This is a genomic window from Enterobacter cloacae complex sp. IR5459 (genome assembly GCF_049238005.1).
GTDB classification, from domain to species: domain Bacteria; phylum Pseudomonadota; class Gammaproteobacteria; order Enterobacterales; family Enterobacteriaceae; genus Enterobacter; species Enterobacter hormaechei_C.
On sequence record NZ_JBMKIG010000003.1, the window covers coordinates 282,335 to 301,885 of the forward strand.

The 19,551-nt window shown below is 60.5% G+C and carries 17 protein-coding genes; 6 read left to right on the forward strand and 11 right to left on the reverse strand.

Features of this window, described 5'->3' with window-relative positions; genetic code table 11:
• Nucleotides 1-21: 21 nt before the first annotated feature.
• Together glpQ and glpT are read right to left on the reverse strand one after the other, a co-directional pair.
• Nucleotides 22-1,074, reverse strand: coding sequence for a glycerophosphodiester phosphodiesterase (gene glpQ, locus ACOTX4_RS07760; RefSeq protein ID WP_045331095.1), 1,053 nt, complete (start codon nt 1,072-1,074; stop codon nt 22-24).
• Nucleotides 1,075-1,085: 11 nt separating this feature from the next.
• On the reverse strand, nt 1,086-2,438 hold the full coding sequence (glpT, locus tag ACOTX4_RS07765; protein WP_045331092.1) for a glycerol-3-phosphate transporter: 1,353 nt from the start codon (nt 2,436-2,438) through the stop codon (nt 1,086-1,088).
• Nucleotides 2,439-2,688: 250 nt separating this feature from the next.
• Between glpT and glpA the strand changes: the two genes are divergently transcribed.
• Genes glpA through glpC form a run of 3 tightly spaced genes read left to right on the forward strand, consistent with a single transcriptional unit; the run spans nt 2,689 to nt 6,711 of the window.
• Nucleotides 2,689-4,317 carry an anaerobic glycerol-3-phosphate dehydrogenase subunit A gene (glpA, locus tag ACOTX4_RS07770; protein ID WP_045331091.1) on the forward strand — a complete coding sequence of 543 codons (1,629 nt, stop codon included), beginning with the start codon at nt 2,689-2,691 and terminating at the stop codon, nt 4,315-4,317.
• Complete coding sequence (gene glpB, locus ACOTX4_RS07775) at nt 4,307-5,524, forward strand: glycerol-3-phosphate dehydrogenase subunit GlpB (RefSeq protein WP_032609729.1); 1,218 nt, start codon at nt 4,307-4,309, stop codon at nt 5,522-5,524. The genes glpA and glpB overlap by 11 nt, the downstream gene beginning before the upstream one ends.
• Nucleotides 5,521-6,711 (forward strand): anaerobic glycerol-3-phosphate dehydrogenase subunit GlpC, encoded by a 1,191-nt coding sequence (gene glpC, locus ACOTX4_RS07780; protein WP_032671780.1) that lies wholly within the window; start codon nt 5,521-5,523, stop codon nt 6,709-6,711. Before glpB ends, glpC begins: the two co-directional genes overlap by 4 nt.
• Nucleotides 6,712-6,742: 31 nt before the next feature.
• On the opposite strand, the gene ACOTX4_RS07785 is transcribed toward glpC, so the two are convergent.
• The 4 genes from ACOTX4_RS07785 to tctD form a co-directional block, all read right to left on the reverse strand.
• Nucleotides 6,743-7,942: a nicotinamide mononucleotide deamidase-related protein YfaY gene (locus tag ACOTX4_RS07785; RefSeq protein WP_063937743.1), complete on the reverse strand. Its 1,200-nt coding sequence runs from the start codon at nt 7,940-7,942 to the stop codon at nt 6,743-6,745.
• A 94-nt stretch (nt 7,943-8,036) separates the two neighbouring features.
• Complete coding sequence (locus ACOTX4_RS07790; RefSeq protein WP_045331086.1) at nt 8,037-8,579, reverse strand: YfaZ family outer membrane protein; 543 nt, start codon at nt 8,577-8,579, stop codon at nt 8,037-8,039.
• Nucleotides 8,580-8,708: 129 nt separating this feature from the next.
• Nucleotides 8,709-10,118, reverse strand: a complete 1,410-nt coding sequence (locus tag ACOTX4_RS07795; RefSeq protein WP_003859438.1) for a sensor histidine kinase — start codon at nt 10,116-10,118, stop codon at nt 8,709-8,711.
• The gene (tctD, locus tag ACOTX4_RS07800) at nt 10,105-10,779 is read right to left on the reverse strand and encodes a transcriptional regulator TctD (protein WP_017693014.1); all 675 of its coding nucleotides are present in this window, start codon (nt 10,777-10,779) and stop codon (nt 10,105-10,107) included. The genes ACOTX4_RS07795 and tctD overlap by 14 nt, the downstream gene beginning before the upstream one ends.
• Before the next feature lie 152 nt (nt 10,780-10,931).
• On the opposite strand from tctD, the gene ACOTX4_RS07805 reads away from it, so the two are divergent.
• The 3 genes from ACOTX4_RS07805 to ACOTX4_RS07815 are packed head-to-tail and all read left to right on the forward strand — an operon-like array spanning nt 10,932 to nt 13,881.
• Nucleotides 10,932-11,912 carry a Bug family tripartite tricarboxylate transporter substrate binding protein gene (locus ACOTX4_RS07805; RefSeq protein WP_023324993.1) on the forward strand — a complete coding sequence of 327 codons (981 nt, stop codon included), beginning with the start codon at nt 10,932-10,934 and terminating at the stop codon, nt 11,910-11,912.
• An 11-nt stretch (nt 11,913-11,923) separates the two neighbouring features.
• Nucleotides 11,924-12,355 (forward strand): tripartite tricarboxylate transporter TctB family protein, encoded by a 432-nt coding sequence (locus ACOTX4_RS07810; RefSeq protein ID WP_003859443.1) that lies wholly within the window; start codon nt 11,924-11,926, stop codon nt 12,353-12,355.
• 11 nt (nt 12,356-12,366) lie between these two features.
• Complete coding sequence (locus ACOTX4_RS07815) at nt 12,367-13,881, forward strand: tripartite tricarboxylate transporter permease (protein WP_003859445.1); 1,515 nt, start codon at nt 12,367-12,369, stop codon at nt 13,879-13,881.
• Here ACOTX4_RS07815 and menE read toward each other — a convergent pair whose 3' ends face one another.
• From menE to menD, 5 genes are read right to left on the reverse strand one after another with little or no spacing between them, the layout of a single operon-like run.
• Nucleotides 13,882-15,243, reverse strand: coding sequence for an o-succinylbenzoate--CoA ligase (gene menE / locus ACOTX4_RS07820; protein ID WP_045331083.1), 1,362 nt, complete (start codon nt 15,241-15,243; stop codon nt 13,882-13,884).
• On the reverse strand, nt 15,240-16,205 hold the full coding sequence (gene menC / locus ACOTX4_RS07825; protein ID WP_045331081.1) for an o-succinylbenzoate synthase: 966 nt from the start codon (nt 16,203-16,205) through the stop codon (nt 15,240-15,242). The genes menE and menC overlap by 4 nt, the downstream gene beginning before the upstream one ends.
• Nucleotides 16,205-17,062, reverse strand: a complete 858-nt coding sequence (menB, locus tag ACOTX4_RS07830; RefSeq protein ID WP_023314580.1) for a 1,4-dihydroxy-2-naphthoyl-CoA synthase — start codon at nt 17,060-17,062, stop codon at nt 16,205-16,207. Before menB ends, menC begins: the two co-directional genes overlap by 1 nt.
• Nucleotides 17,059-17,835 (reverse strand): 2-succinyl-6-hydroxy-2,4-cyclohexadiene-1-carboxylate synthase, encoded by a 777-nt coding sequence (gene menH / locus ACOTX4_RS07835; protein WP_421635368.1) that lies wholly within the window; start codon nt 17,833-17,835, stop codon nt 17,059-17,061. The genes menB and menH overlap by 4 nt, the downstream gene beginning before the upstream one ends.
• Nucleotides 17,832-19,502 (reverse strand): 2-succinyl-5-enolpyruvyl-6-hydroxy-3-cyclohexene-1-carboxylic-acid synthase, encoded by a 1,671-nt coding sequence (gene menD / locus ACOTX4_RS07840; protein WP_045331077.1) that lies wholly within the window; start codon nt 19,500-19,502, stop codon nt 17,832-17,834. The genes menH and menD overlap by 4 nt, the downstream gene beginning before the upstream one ends.
• Nucleotides 19,503-19,551 lie beyond the last annotated feature (49 nt).

The window sequence follows — 19,551 nt, forward strand, 5'->3', positions numbered from 1 at the left end:
AAGGGCCTTACGGCCCTTTTTCTATTTTAAGAACGTCACCGCTTTATCCGGGAAATCCGTAAACAGCCCGTCCACGTCCGCCTGCTTATACAACACCTCGTAAAGCTGATTCACATCGGTGGCATATGGCGGCAGCTGATCGGCACGCACCGTGTACGGATGCACCTGCATCTTGCTGGCGTGCGCCTCTTTCACCATCGCCGTCAGCTTCACGTGGCCAGGCGTTGAGCCTTCCGCCACCAGCATGTGATAATCCGGCCCGATGCCGTCAGCGTACTGCGCAATCTGCTTCATCGCGCCCGGCTTAAACATCCAGTCGTAGCTGTAGTTCACCCACTTCCCGTCCGGCTGTTTTTCCTGGGTTTCATTCCAGTCGGTATAGGCAATCAGCTGCACCAGATTGAGATCCATCCCCATCTTCGGCTCCAGCTCAGTTTTGATGCGCTTCAGTTCCGCGGCATCGAAACATTGCAGGAAAACCTTATCCTGCTTGCTGGTGTAGCCGTACTTTTTCAGTACCTCCAGCGTCTTCGCGGCAATGTCCTTCCCTTCCTGATGGTGGAACCACGGCGCTTTGATTTCCGGGTAGATGCCGATGTTTTTACCGGTGGAGTGGTTCAGTCCCTGAACAAACTCAATCTCTTCCTGGAAGGTATGGATCCGGAAGTCAGATTTGCCCATCGGGAAACGTCCCGGATAGACCTGCACCTTCTTGCCGTTTTCAATCTCGAAGCCTTCGGTGAACTTCAGGGAGCGGATCTCCGCCAGCGTGAAGTCGATAGCGTAGTAGCGACCATCTTTACGGGCGCGATCCGGGAAACGCTCTGCCACGTCCGTCACGCGGTCAAGATAATGGTCGTGCAGGACGACCAGCTGGTCGTCCTTCGTCATCACCAGATCCTGCTCCAGATAATCCGCGCCCTGGGCATAGGCCATCGCTTTTGCCGGCAGCGTATGCTCCGGCAGATAACCGCTGGCGCCACGGTGGGCGATAACGATTTTATCCGCCGCCAGCGCGGAGCCTGTCATCAGGCCCGCCAGCAGCAGGCCGGTTGCTAACTGAGTTAATTTCATCGCAATGCTCCTTATTGACGACGCGCCAGCACTTCGGCGTGGTGACGTTTTTCACCAATCATCACAACAACCAGCAGCAGTACCGCCAGCACGCTTCCGCCGATCATCACCATAAAGCCGCCGTCCCAGCCGAAGAAGTCAACGGTATAGCCCACAATGGCGCTCGCCGCGACCGAACCGCCGAGATAGCCGAACAGACCGGTAAAGCCCGCAGCCGTGCCTGCCGCTTTCTTCGGTGCCAGCTCCAGCGCGTGCAGGCCGATCAGCATAACCGGACCATAAATCAGGAAGCCGATGACGATCATACAGGCCATATCCACACCCGGATTACCCGGCGGGTTAAGCCAGTAAACGACCGTCGCGATGGTCACCAGCGCCATAAAGAACACGCCCGTTGCCCCACGGTTGCCCTTAAACACTTTGTCCGACATCCAGCCGCAGATCAGCGTGCCGGGAATGCCCGCGTATTCATACAGGAAATAGGCCCAGGAAGATTTATCCAGCGCGAAATGCTTCACCTCTTTCAGGTAAGTCGGGGACCAGTCGAGGATGCCGTAACGCAGCAGGTAGACAAACACGTTCGCCACCGCGATGTACCACAGCAGCTTGTTCGGCAGCACGTACTTCATGAAGATTTGCTTCGCGGTCAGCTCTTCTTCGTGCTTCTCGCTGTAATCATCCGGATAGTCATTTTTGTACTCTTCAATCGGCGGCAGGCCGCAGGACTGTGGGGTGTCGCGCATCAGAGCGAAGGCGATAATCGCCACCAGAATGGCGCCAAAGGCAGGCATATAGAGCGCCGCGTGCCAGTCGTTGAACCAGGCCATCCCCAGCAGGAACAGCAGCGGCGGAAGCCCGCCCCCGACGTTATGCGCACAGTTCCAGACCGATACAATTCCACCACGCTCTTTCTGTGACCACCAGTGAACCATGGTGCGTCCGCATGGCGGCCATCCCATCCCCTGGAACCAGCCGCAGAGGAACAGCAGCACGAACATGATGGCAATGCTTGAGGTCGCCCACGGCACAAAGCCCATGAACAGCATCACCGCTGCCGCGAGGATCAGACCGGCGGGCAGGAACACGCGCGGATTCGAACGATCCGACACCGACCCCATAATGAACTTTGAAAAACCGTACGCGATGGAGATCCCCGACAGCGCAAATCCCAGATCGCCGCGAGAGAAGCCCTGCTCCACCAGGTACGGCATGGCGAGCGCAAAGTTTTTACGTACCAGATAGTACGCCGCATACCCGAAGAAGATCCCGAGGAAGATTTGCCAACGCAGACGGCGGTAGAGAGGATCAATCTCTGCCTCTGGCAGTCGCGCCCGATGTGGCGCAGGTTTAAAGATACTGAGCATAACAGCCTCCGTGGCCTTTCAAAAAATGACCGGGCATCTCGCGCCCGGCTACAGAGGCGGCGATGTTAAGAAATCACGGTGAATGTTACTGTGAATCAACGCACAGATTGTTACAGAAATATGACAGAATGCGCAAAAAAGCGCATGAAATCACGTTTCACTTTCGAATTTCGCGCGTTTATGTTCGAAATCAAACAAACCACACGATCAATGTGGCTAAATGCAAAAAAACGAACATAGAGGAAAGGCAATGACAATTCACGATCCACGCTTCAGCGATGTGATTATCATTGGCGGTGGCGCGACGGGTGCCGGCATCGCACGCGACTGCGCCCTGCGGGGATTGAGCGTCACGCTTCTGGAACGCCACGATATCGCCACCGGCGCGACGGGACGTAACCACGGTCTGTTGCACAGCGGCGCCCGCTATGCGGTCACTGACGCTGAGTCAGCGCGCGAGTGTATCGCTGAAAACCAGATCCTCAGGCGCATCGCCCGCCACTGCGTTGAACCGACCAACGGTCTTTTTATCACCCTTCCAGAAGACGACCTCGGCTTTCAGCAAACCTTTATCACCGCCTGCACGGCGGCAGGCATTCAGGCCGAGGCGATCGATCCTGCGCAGGCGCGCCGTCTTGAACCCTCGGTAAACCCGGCGTTACTGGGCGCGGTAAAAGTACCGGACGGAACCGTTGATCCTTTCCGCCTGACCGCCGCCAATATGCTTGACGCGCGGGAACATGGCGCCCAGATCCTGACCGGGCATCACGTCACCGGGCTTATTCGCGAAGGGAATACCGTGCGCGGAGTGCGCGTGTTTGATGCGCAGTACAACGAACACCGCGAGCTGTATGCCGCCGTCGTGGTCAACGCGGCGGGGATCTGGGGCCAGCGCATCGCGGAATACGCGGACCTGTCGGTGCGCATGTTCCCGGCGAAAGGCTCGCTGCTGATCCTCGACCACCGCATCAATAACCATGTCATCAACCGCTGCCGTAAACCGTCTGACGCCGATATCCTCGTGCCGGGGGACACCATTTCGTTAATCGGCACGACCTCAATGCATGTGGACTACAGCGAAATTGATTACAACCGCGTCACCGCTGAAGAGGTGGATATCCTGCTGCGCGAAGGGGAAAAGCTGGCCCCGGTGATGGCGCAGACGCGTATTCTGCGTGCCTACGCGGGCGTGCGTCCCCTCGTCGCCAGCGATAACGATTCGAGCGGGCGTAACGTCAGCCGCGGCATCGTACTGCTCGATCACGCCGAACGTGACGGCATGGACGGATTTATCACCATTACCGGCGGCAAGCTGATGACCTACCGGCTGATGGCCCAGTGGGCCACCGATGCCGTCTGCCGTAAGCTCGGCAACACCGCGCCGTGCGTGACGGCGGAACAGGCCCTGCCCGGCTCGCAGCAATCGACAGAAAAAACGCTGCACAAAATCATTTCACTCCCTGCCCCGCTTCGCGGTTCGGCGATTTACCGCCACGGCGACCGCACCCCGACCTGGCTCGGTGAAGGGCGACTCAGCCGCAGCCTGGTGTGCGAATGCGAAGCCGTGACCGCAGGCGAGGTGCAGTATGCCGTGGAAAACCTGACGGTAAACAACCTGCTCGATTTACGCCGCCGCACGCGCGTCGGGATGGGCACCTGTCAGGGGGAGCTGTGCGCCTGCCGTGCCGCCGGGCTGCTGCAACGTTTTCACGCCACCACGTCAACCCAGTCGCTTGCCCAACTCAGCGATTTTTTAAACGAGCGCTGGAAAGGCATTCAGCCCGTCGCCTGGGGCGATGCCCTGCGCGAAAGCGAATTTACCCGCTGGGTCTATCAGGGGCTTTGCGGTCTGGAGAAGGAGCACAACCATGAAATTTGATACCGTGATTGTGGGTGGGGGGCTGGCGGGCCTGCTGTGCGGCCTCAAACTGACGCAGCGGGGTCTGCGCTGCGCCATTGTCACTCGCGGTCAGAGTGCTCTGCACTTCTCCTCCGGCTCGCTGGATTTACTGGGCGCGCTATCGTTCGCCGATCTGCCGCCTGAACATCCCTACCGCCTGACGGGCGCAGAGAATATGGCCCGCTTTGCCTGCGAAACCGAACACCTGCTCACTGCCTGCGGCGCACGCATGCAGGGTGACGCCGAGCAAAACCATCAGCGCGTCACGCCACTCGGCACCCTGCGCGCCGCCTGGCTTAGCCCGGAAGAGGTGCCTGTCGCTCCCATCGCTGCCGAGCGCGTGCGGGTGGTGGGGATCAGCGGTTTCCTTGATTTCCAGCCACATCTGGCCGCCGCGTCTCTCAGACAGCAGGGTGTTCAGGTGGATACAGCGGAGATTGATCTCCCCGAGCTCGACGTGCTGCGCGAAAACCCCAGCGAGTTTCGTGCGGTGAACATTGCCCGCCTGCTGGATAATGAAAGTTACTGGCCGCAGCTGTACGCGGCGCTTCAACCGCTCGGCGAGACCTGCGACGCCCTGTTTATGCCCGCCTGTTTTGGCTTAACGGACAACCGGCTCTGGCGCTGGCTCTCGGCGCGCCTGCCCTGTACGCTCGGTTTACTGCCGACGCTCCCCCCTTCCGTGCCCGGCATTCGTCTGCATACCCAGCTTCAGCGTCAGTTTGTCGCCCAGGGTGGCGTCTGGATGGCAGGCGACGAGGTGAAAAAAATCACCCTGGTTGAGGGCGCGGTAAGCGATATCTGGACCCGCAACCACGGCGACATCCCGCTTCGCGCACGCTATACGGTGCTGGCAAGCGGCAGTTTCTTCAGTAACGGTCTGCTGAGCAGCCGGGATGGCGTGCGTGAGGCAATACTCGGGCTGGATGTCCGGCAAAGCGCTTCCCGCGCGGACTGGTATCAAAGCGATTTCTTCACCCCGCAGCCCTGGCAGCAGTTCGGCGTGATCGTCGACAGCCAACTGCGCCCGCGGCTGGGCGGGGAACCGGTTGAAAATATTTACGCCATCGGCTCGGTTCTGGGCGGGTACGATCCCGTGGCGCAGGGCTGCGGTGGCGGCGTCTGCGCCGTCACCGCGCTGCATGTCGCGGAGCAGATTATCCAGCGCAGGGAGAGAGCACAATGAACGACACCCGATTTGAAAGCTGTATCAAATGCACGGTCTGCACCACGGTTTGCCCGGTCAGCGGCGTCGATCCGCGCTATCCCGGCCCGAAACAGGCCGGTCCCGACGGGGAGCGTCTGCGCCTGAAGGATGGCGCGCTCTACGACGAGGCGCTGAAATACTGCATCAACTGCAAACGCTGCGAAGTTGCCTGCCCGTCGGACGTGAAAATAGGCGATATCATCCAGCGCGCCCGCGCCCGCTACAGTACGCAAAAACCGACGCTGCGTGACGCGATACTGAGCCACACCGATCTAATGGGCAGCCTCTCGACGCCTTTCGCGCCGGTCGTCAATGCCGCCACCGCCCTGAAGCCGGTGCGCAGGCTGCTGGATGCGACGCTCAAAATCGACCATCACCGCAGTCTGCCGAAATATTCTCACGGCACCTTCCGCCGCTGGTATAAATCCGTGGCGGCAGAACAGGCGCAGTTCGCTGAGCAGGTCGCCTTCTTCCACGGCTGCTACGTGAACTACAACCATCCGCAGCTGGGAAAAGACCTGCTGAAAGTGCTGAACGCCATGGGGACGGGCGTTCAGCTGCTGAGCAAAGAAAAGTGCTGCGGCGTTCCGCTGATTGCCAACGGTTTCATCGACAAAGCGCGCAAGCAGGCGAGCAGCAACGTCACCTCTTTACGTGAGGCGATCGTCGACAAAGGGATACCGGTACTGGCGACGTCGTCAACCTGTACCTTCACGCTGCGCGATGAATATCCGCATCTGCTGGATGTGGATAACACCGGCCTGCGCGAGCACATTGAGCTGGCGACCCGTTTTCTCTGGCGCAAACTGGACAGCGGGCAGACGTTACCGCTGGGCAAATTGCCGCTGAAGGTGGTATATCACACGCCATGTCATATGGAGAAGATGGGCTGGTCGATCTATACGCTTGAGCTGCTGCGGCTGATCCCGGGGCTGGAGCTGACGGTGCTGGACTCACGCTGCTGCGGCATCGCTGGCACCTACGGATTCAAGCGTGAAAACTACCCAACGTCACAGGCCATTGGCGCGCCGCTGTTCCGGCAGATTGAAGAGAGCGGCGCAGATATCGTGGTGACGGACTGTGAAACCTGCAAGTGGCAGATCGAGATGTCCACCAGCAAACGCTGTGAACATCCCATTACCTTGCTGGCAAAAGCGCTGGCGTAACCGTTGCCGGGGACACTGCCCCGGCACACTCTCACTCTACGAACAGCGATTCCACGACGTTGATCCAGCCGTGCTCACTGGGGACCTCTTTCCCGTTCAGCCAGCGGCGCAGCATGTTCAGCGCCATCATCGCGCACACCTCCTGACGTACGGCCAGGCTGTGGCGGGTAATGCTCATCCTGACGCGCAGGGCGTGCGTTCCTTCCGGCGTTGCCAGGGCAAAGTTGAGGTGCTCCTCATCCAGCCCGCCCACAAACAGCGCCAGTCCGGCGAAATGCTTCACTCTGCGCTCGGATGCCCAGCGCGCCGTCTGCGCCAGCGTCTCCTGCTGGAACGGCACCACTTCACTGGCCAGCAGCGGCGCATCCGCCCGGGTAAGCTGAAGCGCCAGAAGCCCACCGGTAAACTGCTCGCTTAACGTCACGCTCAGCTGGCGGGACTGCAAATGCGCTGCGATCTGCGCCGGCAGCCCTTCCGTGCCTTCGAAAATCAGGCTTTCCCCGGCGACGCGCCGCACTTCCGGCCACAGTGCCAGCATAGCGGCTTTCTCTGACGCCGGTCCGGTCAGCTTCAGTTCAATAATCGGCATGGAGGAGCGATAGCCCATCGACACGCCGGGAGGCAGTTGCAGGTGATCGAGGCTCTGAGCCAGATCGCTTTCCGAGCGACCAAAGGTGGTCAGACGCAGGCACAGCGGCGGTTCAGGCAGCGTAAAGCGCGCGCGCAGGCGCGGCAGGATCTGCTGCTCGACCATCACTTTAAATTCCGACGGCACGCCCGGAGTGAAGAACATCAGGCAGCGGTTCAACTGAACGGCAAACCCGCAGGCGGTGCCGACCGGGTTATCAATCAGTTCCGCGCTGGCGGGAATTTCAGCCTGCTTGCGGTTGCTGGGGGCCATCACGCGGCCACGCCCGGAGAAAAAGCGCTCCATCTGCGCCAGCCACGCCTCGTGCAGGACCAGGCCTTCGCCTTTGGCCGTGGCGGCGGCCAGCGCGCTGAGATCGTCGCTGGTGGGTCCCAGCCCGCCGTTCACAATCAGCACGTCGCAGCGTTCGCTGCGCTCGCGCAGAACGTTGACCAGCGACTCAAGGTTGTCACCTACGGTGTTGCGGCGCGTTAACGGTAATCCTTGCTCAAAGAAGAGATCGGCGAGCCAGGCGGCATTGGTATCAATGATTTGCCCATGAAGCACTTCGTCGCCAGTGGATAACATTTCCACGTTTATCATTGTGTTCTCCCATTTCAATGGTCAAAACACTATAGCGCAATCAAAGACCGGGGGAAGAGAGAAACTGGCGCGACTGAACGCCGCGCCGAGAGGATTAGAAACCGGCGCTAACGCCAACGTACGGGCCGTCTGCCAGGGCGTTGTCGCGGTTGCCGTCTTTACCGGCCAGGTTCAGATAGCGATAACCCGCTTCGATGGTGATTGGACGCACGATGGTCCAGCGCGCGCCGGCGTTAGCTTCCTGATAGCTGTCGATGCCGCTGGAGAGGGAATCAGGAGAGTAGTAGTACTCACCGAACAGGCCAAAGCTGTCGCCAATTTTCCACTGCAAGCCGCCGCCCACTGCCGCCGCGTAGCCTTCGTCGCCGTCGTTCGGGTTGGTGTAAATGCCTTTACCCCCGACGGTCGCCAGGAAGGGACCCAACGGCACGTTGAAGCCGAGGCCCAGGCTTGCCGCATCGCCGTCGTCGTCGTTATGCGTCCAGCCGCCGGTCATTGCCAGGCCTGCGCTGTCCGTGCCAAGACCGAAGCCCAGATGGGTATAATCTTGTCCCGCCGAGCCGTTGAAGGAAATTGCGTTTGCCGCTGCTGAAACAAACATCAGGCCGCTTAAGCCCATTAATGCCACTTTTTTCATTGTCGTGATCCCGCACAATTTATTCAGAGATGTCCAAAAACCGCGAGATTTTAACCTGCCTGCCTGTGTGATCAATGGACTCCACGTGCGGCAGGCAATTAGTTTGTAACGATTTGATAATATCGGCATTTATATCAGCATCAGAAAGCGCATTTTCACGCTCAGCCCACCCAGATTTTCACTGGGCATCAGCTGAAGATGGCTGCGGTGCAGGCGGGCAATATCGTTAGCCAGCGCCAGGCCAATGCCGGACCCGGCGGCATCACCCACGTTTTCCAGACGATGAAACGGCAGCATGGCCTGGGAGATCTGGTCTTCAGCAATACCCGGTCCGCTGTCCTCCACGCTCAGCTCAACGGCATCGTTAGCCGTGCGCAGGTACACCGTCACGATGCCCTGCTCCGGCGTGTATTTGATCGCGTTCTCCAGCAGGTTGGCGCAGAGTTCACCCAGCAGCACGTCATCACCCTCAATCATTACCGGCTGCTGTACGCCGTCATAACCGAGATCGATACCCTTGCTGCGCGCCTGCGCCAGCCGGGAAAAGCAGCAGTTTTGCACCACCTGCACCAGATCGACAGGGGCAAACTGTCGCTCCCCCTGCTCTTTTCGCTTCACCGCTGAAAGCTGCAACAGCCTTTCTGTCAGCACGATGGTGTTATCCAGCGTGACGTTCATCGCCCGTAAGCTCTCCTGCCACAGGGCCGGATCGTTACGCGTCAGGGCAACCGATACCTGGGTTTTCAGCACCGCCAGCGGCGTTTTGAGCTGGTGTGAGGCGTCAGCATTAAAGCGCGCCTGTCGCGAAAGCACGCCGCGTAACCTGTCGATATAGCGGTTAAATGCCACAATCAGCAGCCGCGTTTCCGACCAGGGCAGCAGCTCCGGCAGCGGAGCCAGCAGCCCGGGCTCACGGCGCACCATCAGCGAAGAGAGCTGCCGCATCGGGCGCAGCACGCGACGCAGCAGCCACGCGGTCAGGACCAGCGTCAGCAGCACCAGCAGCCCCTGCGACACGAGCGAGGAAAACAGCAGCTGAGTGGCCAGATAGCGCCGCGACTGCAACGTTTCGGCGACGTAGATTTCCGCCATGCCGAACACACTGTCCTCGTTAACCGGCTGGAGCAGCTTCGCCACGCGGATCGCCTGCCCGCGATACTCGGTATGATAAAACCACGCCAGCGCCGGATAGTGGGAGGTGCGCGACGTGGAGGGGGGCATATTCGGCAGATCGTCATAGCCGGAGATCGTCCGCCCGTCAGGGTCCACGACCTTGTAGTAGAGGCGATCGTTCATGTTCAGCTCGAAGCTGTCGAGCACGACCCACGGCACGTTCACCTGGAGCTTGCCGTTGTGCACCACCAGCCGCTCTGACACCGTGCGCGCCGAGGATAACAGCGTGCGGTCATAGGCCTGCGTCGCCGCCTGTAGCGCGCTAACGTAGCTGTTAAAGGCTGACAGCCCCCATAACAGCAGCAGCGGCAAACCCAGAAAAAGCAAAAGTTGCAGGTAAAGCGACTGCGGCTTAACCCACTTCATCGCCGCACTCCAGCACGTAGCCCAGCCCCCGGAGGGTGGTGATCCGCACGCCGCTGCCGGTCAGCTTCTTACGCAGGCGGTGAATATAGAGATCGATGCTCTCGGGGCTGACGTCGTCGTTCAGGCTGAACACCTGGTCGAAAAGCTGTTGCCGGGAGACGGGACGGGTCCGACGGTGCATCAGCACCTTCAGCAAAGAGAGTTCGCGCGGCGTGAGGGAAAGGGGTTCATCGCGCAGCAGAAAAAAGCCTTCATCATCGTACTCCAGCTCTCCCAGCCGCTGGCGCTCCTGGGTTCGCCCTTCACTGCGGCGCAGCAGCGCACGCAGGCGGGCATCAAGCTCCTCCAGCTCGAACGGTTTCGGCAGGTAGTCATCCGCCCCGGCATTCAGCCCCTTAACCCTGTCTGCCACGTTGCTGCGGGCGGTAAGAAACAGCACGGGCAACGTCTGCCCGCGCTTTCTCAGCCGATGCACCACCTCCAGCCCGTCGAAACCGGGCATGCCGATATCAAGGATCGCGACGGCATAGTTTTCTCCCTGCAAAAGATGATCGGCCGCCCGTCCATCGTTGACGCAATCCACGGCAAATCCGTTTTGTACCAGCGCTTTTTCCAGCCAGTGAGCCAGCTCACGATTATCTTCCGCCAGTAAGAGACGCATATCACATCCTGTAAAGTTGGTGTCGCAGTGAAAGGGAAATGAAAGGTTATTGTTTTAACAATCACGCAACGGAACCGCTACAAGGTGGTTCACATAATCAGAAAAAAGACACCCGTACCCGTACTCCCGGTTCTCCGGCGTGAGGATAAACGATGAAAAAACAATTACTTTCTACCCTTGCTGCAAGCGTATTGCTGTTGAGTGCCTCTGTCGTCCAGGCGCAGGACGCGCCATCCCGTACCGAATGTATCGCCCCGGCCAAACCCGGCGGCGGCTTCGACCTGACCTGTAAGCTGATTCAGGTCAGCCTGCTGGAGACGAAGGCCATTGAGAAACCGATGCGCGTTACCTACATGCCCGGCGGCGTGGGCGCGGTAGCCTATAACGCCATCGTCGCCCAGCGCCCTGCCGAAGCGGGCACAGTGGTGGCCTTCTCCGGCGGTTCGCTGCTGAATCTGTCACAGGGGAAATTTGGCCGTTATGACGTGGACGACGTGCGCTGGCTCGCCACCGTAGGCACCGATTACGGCATGATCGCCGTGCGCGCGGACTCTCCGTGGAAATCCCTGAAAGATCTGCTGACCGCCATGGAAAAAGATCCGAACAGCGTGGTCATTGGCGCAGGCGCCTCTATCGGCAGCCAGGACTGGATGAAAGCCGCGCTGCTGGCGCAGCAGGCCAAAGTGGATCCGCACAAGATGCGTTACGTGGCCTTTGAAGGCGGCGGCGAGCCGGTGACGGCGCTGATGGGCAATCACGTCCAGGCGGTATCGGGCGATCTCAGCGAAATGGTGCCCTACCTGAGCGGGGATAAGATCCGTGTGCTGGCGGTCTTCTCAGAAAACCGTCTGCCGGGCCAGCTGGCAGACGTCCCAACCGCCAAAGAGCAGGGTTATAACCTGGTCTGGCCGATCATCCGCGGCTTCTTCGTCGGGCCAAAAGTGACCGACGCCGAATACCAGTGGTGGGTGGATACCTTCGCAAAACTTCAGCAAACCGAGGAGTTCAAAAAACAGCGCGATCTGCGCGGGCTGTTTGAGTTCAACCTGAACGGCAAGCAGCTGGACGAGTATGTCAAAAAACAGGTGAATGACTACCGCGTACAGGCGAAAGCCTTTGGCCTGGCGAAATAACCGGAGGCGCTATGAGCGATCGCATTTTTGCCGGGATATGGCTGCTGCTCTGCATTGGCGGCATGTTCGTCGCCTGGCAGATCCACAGCGAATACAGCTATGAACCCGTGGGGCCACGCCCCTTTCCCGTCGGCATTGTCGGCCTGATGCTGCTCTGCTCGGTAGCGCTGCTGCTGCGCCATCCGGATACCGTGGAGTGGCCGCCACGCCGAACGCTGCAACGTCTGCTGGTAATGGTGATTGTCCTGCTGATGTACGCGTGGGGCTTTGAATGGCTCGGCTTCCCGATTGCCACCGCCCTGCTGACGATGGTGATTGGCATACTATTTAACGCCTCGCTGCCTGCGGCGGGGATCTCCGGGGTCGTACTGGGCATTTTACTCTGGTACGCCTTCGACCGCCTGCTGGACGTGACCCTGCCGCTTGGCGCATGGTTTAACTAACGGAGCACGCTATGGATACCTGGATCTATCTCTCTCAGGGGTTCGCGGTAGCAATGACCCCGGAAAACCTGGTGATCGCCCTGATCGGCTGTTTCGTCGGGACCATCGTCGGCCTGCTGCCGGGCCTTGGACCTATCAACGGCGTGGCGATTTTACTGCCGCTGGCCTTTGCGCTGCACCTGCCTGCGGAATCGGCGCTGATCCTGCTGGCGACGGTTTATATCGGCTGCGAATACGGGGGGCGTATTTCCTCGATTCTGCTTAACGTGCCCGGCGATGCCGCCGCCATTATGACCGCGCTGGATGGCTATCCAATGGCGCAGCAGGGACGCGGCGGCGTGGCGCTCTCTATTTCCGCCGTCAGCTCGTTCTTTGGCTCCCTGATCGCCATTGGCGGCATCATCCTCTTCGCCCCGGCGCTGGCCCAGTGGTCGCTGGCGTTTGGTCCGGCCGAGTATTTTGCCCTGATGGTGTTCGCCATCGCCTGTCTCGGCAGCATGATGGCGCAGAATCCGCTGAAGTCGTTTTTGTCTGCGTTGATTGGCCTCAGTCTGGCCACCGTCGGCGTGGATGCCAACACCGGGGTTTATCGTTTTACCTTCGACAGCGTTCATCTCTCCGACGGCGTGCAGTTTATCGTCGTGGTGATTGGTTTGTTCTCTGTCTCAGAAATCTTACTGATGCTGGAACATACCAGCAGCGGGCAGACGCTGGTGCGTAAAACCGGACGTATGCTCTTTAATGCCAAAGAGGGGGCGCAGTGTGTGGGTGCCACCCTGCGTTCGTCGGTGATCGGTTTCTTCGTCGGCATTCTGCCCGGCGCGGGGGCGACTATCGCCAGCGCCATCACCTACATGACCGAGAAAAAGCTGAGCGGTAACAGCGACAGCTTCGGCAAAGGCGATATCCGCGGCGTGGCTGCGCCGGAGGCGGCGAATAACGCCTCGGCCTGCGGCTCGTTTATCCCGATGCTGACCCTCGGCGTGCCGGGCTCCGGCACCACGGCGGTAATGATGGGCGCGCTGACGCTCTATAACATCACCCCGGGTCCGGCGATGTTTACCGAGCAGCCCGATATCGTCTGGGGTTTGATTGCCGCCCTGCTGATCGCCAACGTGATGCTGCTGGTAATGAACATCCCGCTGATCGGCCTGTTCACCCGCATGCTGACCATTCCCCTGTGGTTCCTGGTCCCGGCCATCGCCGCCGTCTCTGCGGTTGGGGTGTACGCGGTGCACAGCACCACCTTCGACCTGGTGTTGATGGTGCTGCTCGGCGTGCTGGGCTACATTCTGCGCAAGATGCACTTCCCGATGTCGCCGCTGATTTTAGGGTTTGTGCTGGGGGAAATGCTGGAGCAGAACCTGCGCCGCGCCCTCTCCATCAGCAACGGCAACATGGGGATCCTGTGGGAGAGCAGCGTAACGAAGATCCTGCTGGCAATGGCGATTATGGTGATTGTCGTGCCGCCGGTGCTGCGCTGGATCCGCCGACGCCAGCACAAACCGCAGCCGGATATCGGCTGATTAGCCCCTCAACAGGGCATTGACCCACTGCTTTAACGCCTGGCGGGAGATTTTAATCCCGCCATTTTTCAGTTCTGACGGCAGCGCCAGCCAGTGTACCGGCTGCTCAAAGCGCGCCAGCCTGCCCTGAACCCACTCCGGCAGCAGCGTGATATCCGTGCCCGGCTCGCATTCCACTACCGCCACCGGACGTTGCCCGTACTCAGCATCATCCAGCGGAACGACAAACGCCTGGCTTACCTGCGGATGCGTGGCGATAACGCGCTCCAGCGCTTCCGGCTGGATCCCTTCTCCGCCGCTGAAAAAGAGATTGTCCATTCGGCCCAGAATGGTCAGGCGTCCGTCATGCCACTCGCCGCGATCGCGGGTGGCGAACCAGCCCTGCGCATTGACCAGCGGCAATAATGCGCCGTCTCGCCAGTAGCCCGCCGCCATGCTTTCCGCCCGGATCCAGACTTCACCGTTTACCACCTGAACGTCTCTGCCCGGCAGCGCGCTGCCCACGTCCGGCGCGCCGTCGGCCTCTTTGGCGCAGACGGTGGAGGCGAACTCGGTCAGACCGTAGCCGCAGAATGTACGGATCCCCTGCTCGCGCGCCTGTTCGGTCAGCGCAATGGGGATTTCCGCCCCGCCGAGCAGCACGGCTTTCAGCGCGACGGGATGGTGTGAATTAAGCAGTCGCCACAGCTGCGTTGGCACCAGCGAGGCGTGGGTACAGCCCTGTAGCGCCTGCTCAAGCGGCTGTTTTTCGCGTACGGTGAGACGGCCTCCGCCCTGTAACCAGCGCCACAAAATCCCCTGACCGGAGACGTGAAACAGCGGCAGAGAGAGCAGCCAGTCGTCGCTTTCGCCGTAAGGCATCAGCGCCAGCACCCCTTTTGCGCTGGCAAGGTGGGCGGCACAGGTGTGCACCGCCGCTTTTGGCAAACCGGTGGAGCCGGAGGTGAGCGTCATTGAGGCCAGTCGTTCTGCCCGCCACGTCACGCCCCCCTGCCCCTCGCCCTCTCTTAATGCCAGCGCGGGCAGACCGTCATACTCACCGTTAAGCACCAGCGCAAAACGCAGGGTCATCTGCGGCAGGAGGACGTCCAGCAGCGGACGGGGAAGCTGAGGGTTCACCGGCAAAATGCGGGCGCCGCACTGAAGCAGCGCCAGCCAGGCCAGCAGGGTCTGCGGGTGGTTGTGGGCGAGCAGCATGACGCCGTCACCGTCAGCAACGCCCTGAGACTGAAAACCGGCTGCCAGACGATCGATACGCTCGCCCATCTGAGTCCAACTGAGCGTTACATCGTCTAAACGCAGCGCGGGTTTATCGGCACGCCGGGTGCGCCAGTGCCGCCACGGCCAGTCGGTAAAACTCATCGCAATGGCTCCAGCGCCCCGACGTCGAGGCACGGCAAGGTGCTGCCAGGCCACTGGCGAATCAGCTGGGCCTGCATCAGGTTTAGCGTATCGAGACCGGGAACGGTGTCCGGCGTTAACCATGCAGCGATGCGCGCCAGCTGCGTCAGGCCGAGGCTGGATTCGATGGATGAACTGATCACCGCCGTCAGCCCTGCGGCATGGGCCGCCGCAACCTGCTCGCGCACCTTGTCGAGGCTGCCGGTCAGCGTTGGCTTAATCACCACGGCCCTGACGCCCGGCTCGGCGGCAAACGCGAAATCGGCTTCGCGCAGGCTCTCATCCCAGGCGATGGCGATGCCGGTTTCCCGGGCGAAGGCGCGAGAGTCGTCGCGCGTTTTGCACGGCTCTTCGAGAAACGCGATGCGGCTGCGGTACGCCGGGTTGACGTACTTCGCAAACTGCTGCGCCCCGAGCGGTGTCCAGGCGCGGTTGGCGTCCAGGCGCAGGTGCAGATCGGGAATGGCTTCCAGTAACAGATTAACCACCATCCCGTCGCGCACCGCTTCGTACAGGCCGACCTTTATTTTCGCCACCTTCTCGCCAGGCATCGCGGAAAGGAGCGCGAAAAGTTCATCCGGATCGCCAGTACAGAGCGGCGCGGCGCGATAGTTCGCCGCCTCCGGCAAACTGCCGTCCAGCTCTGCCAGCGCGCAGCTGATGCCGAACGCGACGGAAGGAACGTCCGGCAGCGCCGGATCTTCTCCCTCGCGCCAGGCGTGCGTCCAGGCCATCAGCGCGGCCTGCGCCTCGTCGAGCGTTTCCAGGCTAAAGCCCGGAAGTGGGGCTATCTCGCCCCACCCTTCCCGCTCGCCCTGCCGGAGATGCATGAAAAAGCCGTCACGGGTTTTTAACCGCCGTTCACGCAGCACCACGCCCGCGTCCATCGGTATCTGCCAGCGGTAAACCTGCGCGCGACGCATTACGGGTTCCGTTTGTATTTGCTGAAGTCCGGCTGGCGTTTTTCGTTGAACGCGTTGCGCCCTTCCTGACCCTCTTCGGTCATATAGAACAGCATGGTGGCGTTACCTGCCAGCTCCTGAAGGCCCGCCTGACCGTCACAGTCGGCGTTGAGGGCCGCTTTCAGGCAGCGCAGCGCCATTGGGCTGTTTTGCAGCATTTCGCGACACCAGCGCACGGTCTCTTTTTCCAGATCGGCGATCGGCACCACGGTGTTAACCAGCCCCATATCCAGCGCTTCCTGGGCGTTGTACTGACGGCACAGGAACCAGATTTCGCGGGCTTTTTTCTGGCCGACAATGCGCGCCATATAGGACGCGCCCCAGCCGCCGTCGAAAGAGCCGACTTTCGGGCCAGTCTGACCGAAAATGGCATTTTCCGCCGCGATCGTCAGGTCACACATCATGTGCAGCACGTGACCGCCGCCGATGGAATACCCTGCCACCATCGCGACCACCGGTTTTGGACAGGTGCGGATCTGGCGCTGGAAATCCAGCACGTTCAGGTGGTGCGTGCCCGCATCATCCTGGTATCCGCCGTAGTCACCGCGGACTTTCTGATCGCCGCCGGAGCAGAAGGCTTTCTCCCCTTCCCCGGTGAGGATGATGACGCCGACAGTGTCGTCATAGCGGGCATCCGCCAGCGCCTGGATCATCTCTTTTACGGTCAACGGACGAAACGCGTTGCGCACCTGTGGACGGTTGATGGTGATTTTGGCGATACCATCGGCGGATTTGTGGTAACGAATGTCGGTGTAGCCTTCGGAGCAGTCCTGCCATTCAACCGGCGCGTAAAGCATGTGTTCATCAGGATAGATCATAGCGTGTCCTTTGTTCGATAACGCAGTATCTGAGCCAGACTCGCGGCAACAGCTTCCGGGTTGTCCCGGTGGGCGTTGTGTCCGGCGTGAGGGATAGCATGACGCGTGGCGTTAAGTTCAGGGGCGATAGCTGCAAACTTCCCGTCACGTTCGCCATAGAGATAGTCAAAAGAAAAATCACGCGCGGTGAGCGCGGGACGTAAATCAGGCTGAACGGCAAGCGAGGTGGCTTCCAGCATCTCTGCCAGCCTCGGGCCGTTGTTCCGGCTGCGCAGCGCGATCAGCGCCCTGCGCTGATCATCCGTAAGTGAGGCAAAGACCGGCTGTTGATACCAGTCGGCAAAGACGGCCTCCAGCGGCTCACTGCGTAAACGTGATGCCCAGCGGCGGTCAGAGGTCAGCCGCGCCTGGCGCGCATCGGGGTCTTGCAGGCCCGGGTGTCCACCTTCCACAATAACCCCGTCTAACCCCGCTGGATGCTGGCAGGCATGGAACATCGCAATGCGGCCGCCGAGGGAGTACCCTATCAGCCAGTACTTTAGTATGTTGTAACTAAAAAGGGTGTGCGTGAGCAAATCGCTCACCTCTGCAAACCCCGTCACGTCCGTATCCGCTGAACCACCGTGCCCGGGCAGGTCAAGGTAGAGCCGGGGGTAGTCATGCAGCGACGCCCCGACAGCCTGCCACTCGCGACAGTCGCCGGAAAAACCGTGCAGGAAAACCAGCCAGGGGTAGCCTGGATTTCCTGGCTGGGTGACGCCTGCGAGGATCACAGGTGACTCACCTGCGCCAACAGATGTTGCAGCTTCTGCGCGCCGTCAGCATCGTTTACCACCAGCTCAATGAGCGTCGCGCCAGGCTGCCGCCAGGCGGTGTTCAGTGCCGTCTCCAGCGCGTCCCAGTTTTCCGGGCAATGGTATTTAAGGCTGAACATGGCGGCGGCGTGTTCGAACTGCACGTTTTGCGGCATCAGATAGAAGCGCTCACGCTCGCTTTGCGGCGTCGGCAGCAACGAGAAAATCTGCCCGCCGTTATTGTTCACAATAATCAGCACGAACGGGGCCGACGCCTGACGCAGGAGCGCCAGCGCGTTGAGATCGTAGAGGGCTGAGAGATCCCCCACAATCGCCAGCGTGGATTTCGCGCTGGCCCTCTGTACGCCAGCGGCGGTGGAGATCAGGCCGTCAATGCCGCTCGCGCCCCGGTTGCTGTACACCGGATAACCCGCCGGCAGCTGCGAAAAGGCGTCAATCAGGCGCACCACCAGGCTGTTACCGACAAAAAGTTGTCCCTGCTCGGGAAGATATTTGCGGATACGGTGCGCCAGCCCGGCTTCACTGAACGCCTCGCACTGCGCTTTGGTGAGTTCCCACGCCTGACGTGACAGCGCCGGGATCTCCACCGCCCAGGGTTTGCGTTTTTCCGCCGGATGCAATTCCAGCCAGCTGTTAATATCGCTCACCAGGCGGCGGCCACGATGGTGCGCCGGGTCAAGGCGTCCTTCGAGCGGGTCCACCAGCCAGTACTCTTCAGGCGTACAGGTGGCCTGCCACTGGAGCAGACGCTTCCCCGTCAGGCTCGATCCCAGCTGGACGACAATCTGCGCCTGCGCCAGCTCGGTGACCGCTTTCGCGTTCCCCAGCCAGAGGTCGGCGCAGGGCAGCGGCTGGCCCGTCTGGGAAAGCACGTCACCAATCAGCGGCCAGCCAAGCGTTTGTGCCCACTCCGCCGCAAGCTTACCTTCCGCCGCACTCATCCGCCCGGCTATCACCACGCCGCGCTTCTGACGCCAGAAGAACCAGTCGCGCTGTTTAGCGCTTTCCAGATGCGTCTGCTCGCGCAGCCAGGGTTTTTCGCTCTCCCACCAGTCTCCCAGCTGCTGTTGCCAGACGAGGCCAGTATCGTTCATTTCACCGTACAGCGGCTCGGCAAACGGGCAGTTAATGTGTAGCCCGCCGCTGCGCAGTGCGTTCATGGCGTGGTCGAGGGTTGAGACCAGCCAGCTGGCGGGAATGTCCTGGGTGGGGCGCGGCAACGAGACCGTCTGTGAAGGATGCGAGGCAAAAATGCCAGGCTGACGAATCGCCTGGTTAGCGCCGCAGTCGATAAGTTCCGGGGGACGGTCGGCGGTGAGTAAAATCAGCTTTTCGCCGGTTAATCCCGCTTCTATCAGCGCCGGATAGAGGTTCGCCACCGCCGTGCCGGAGGTGACGATCACCGCCACGGGCGCTTTACTGACTTTCGCCAGCCCGAGCGCCAGATGGCCCAGACCACGCTCATCAAAATGGGTGTGGTGAATAAAAGCCCGGTTTTCCGCGGCAGCAAGGGTGAGCGGCGTGGAGCGAGAGCCCGGGGCAATACACACATGCCTGACACCATGACGGGTCAGGGCTTCAAGGATCACCGCCGCCCAGCGTCGGTTAAAAGAACTTACTGACATGAGATTGTCCAGTATCAAGAATGCGACACAGTATAAATAATAGAAAAAG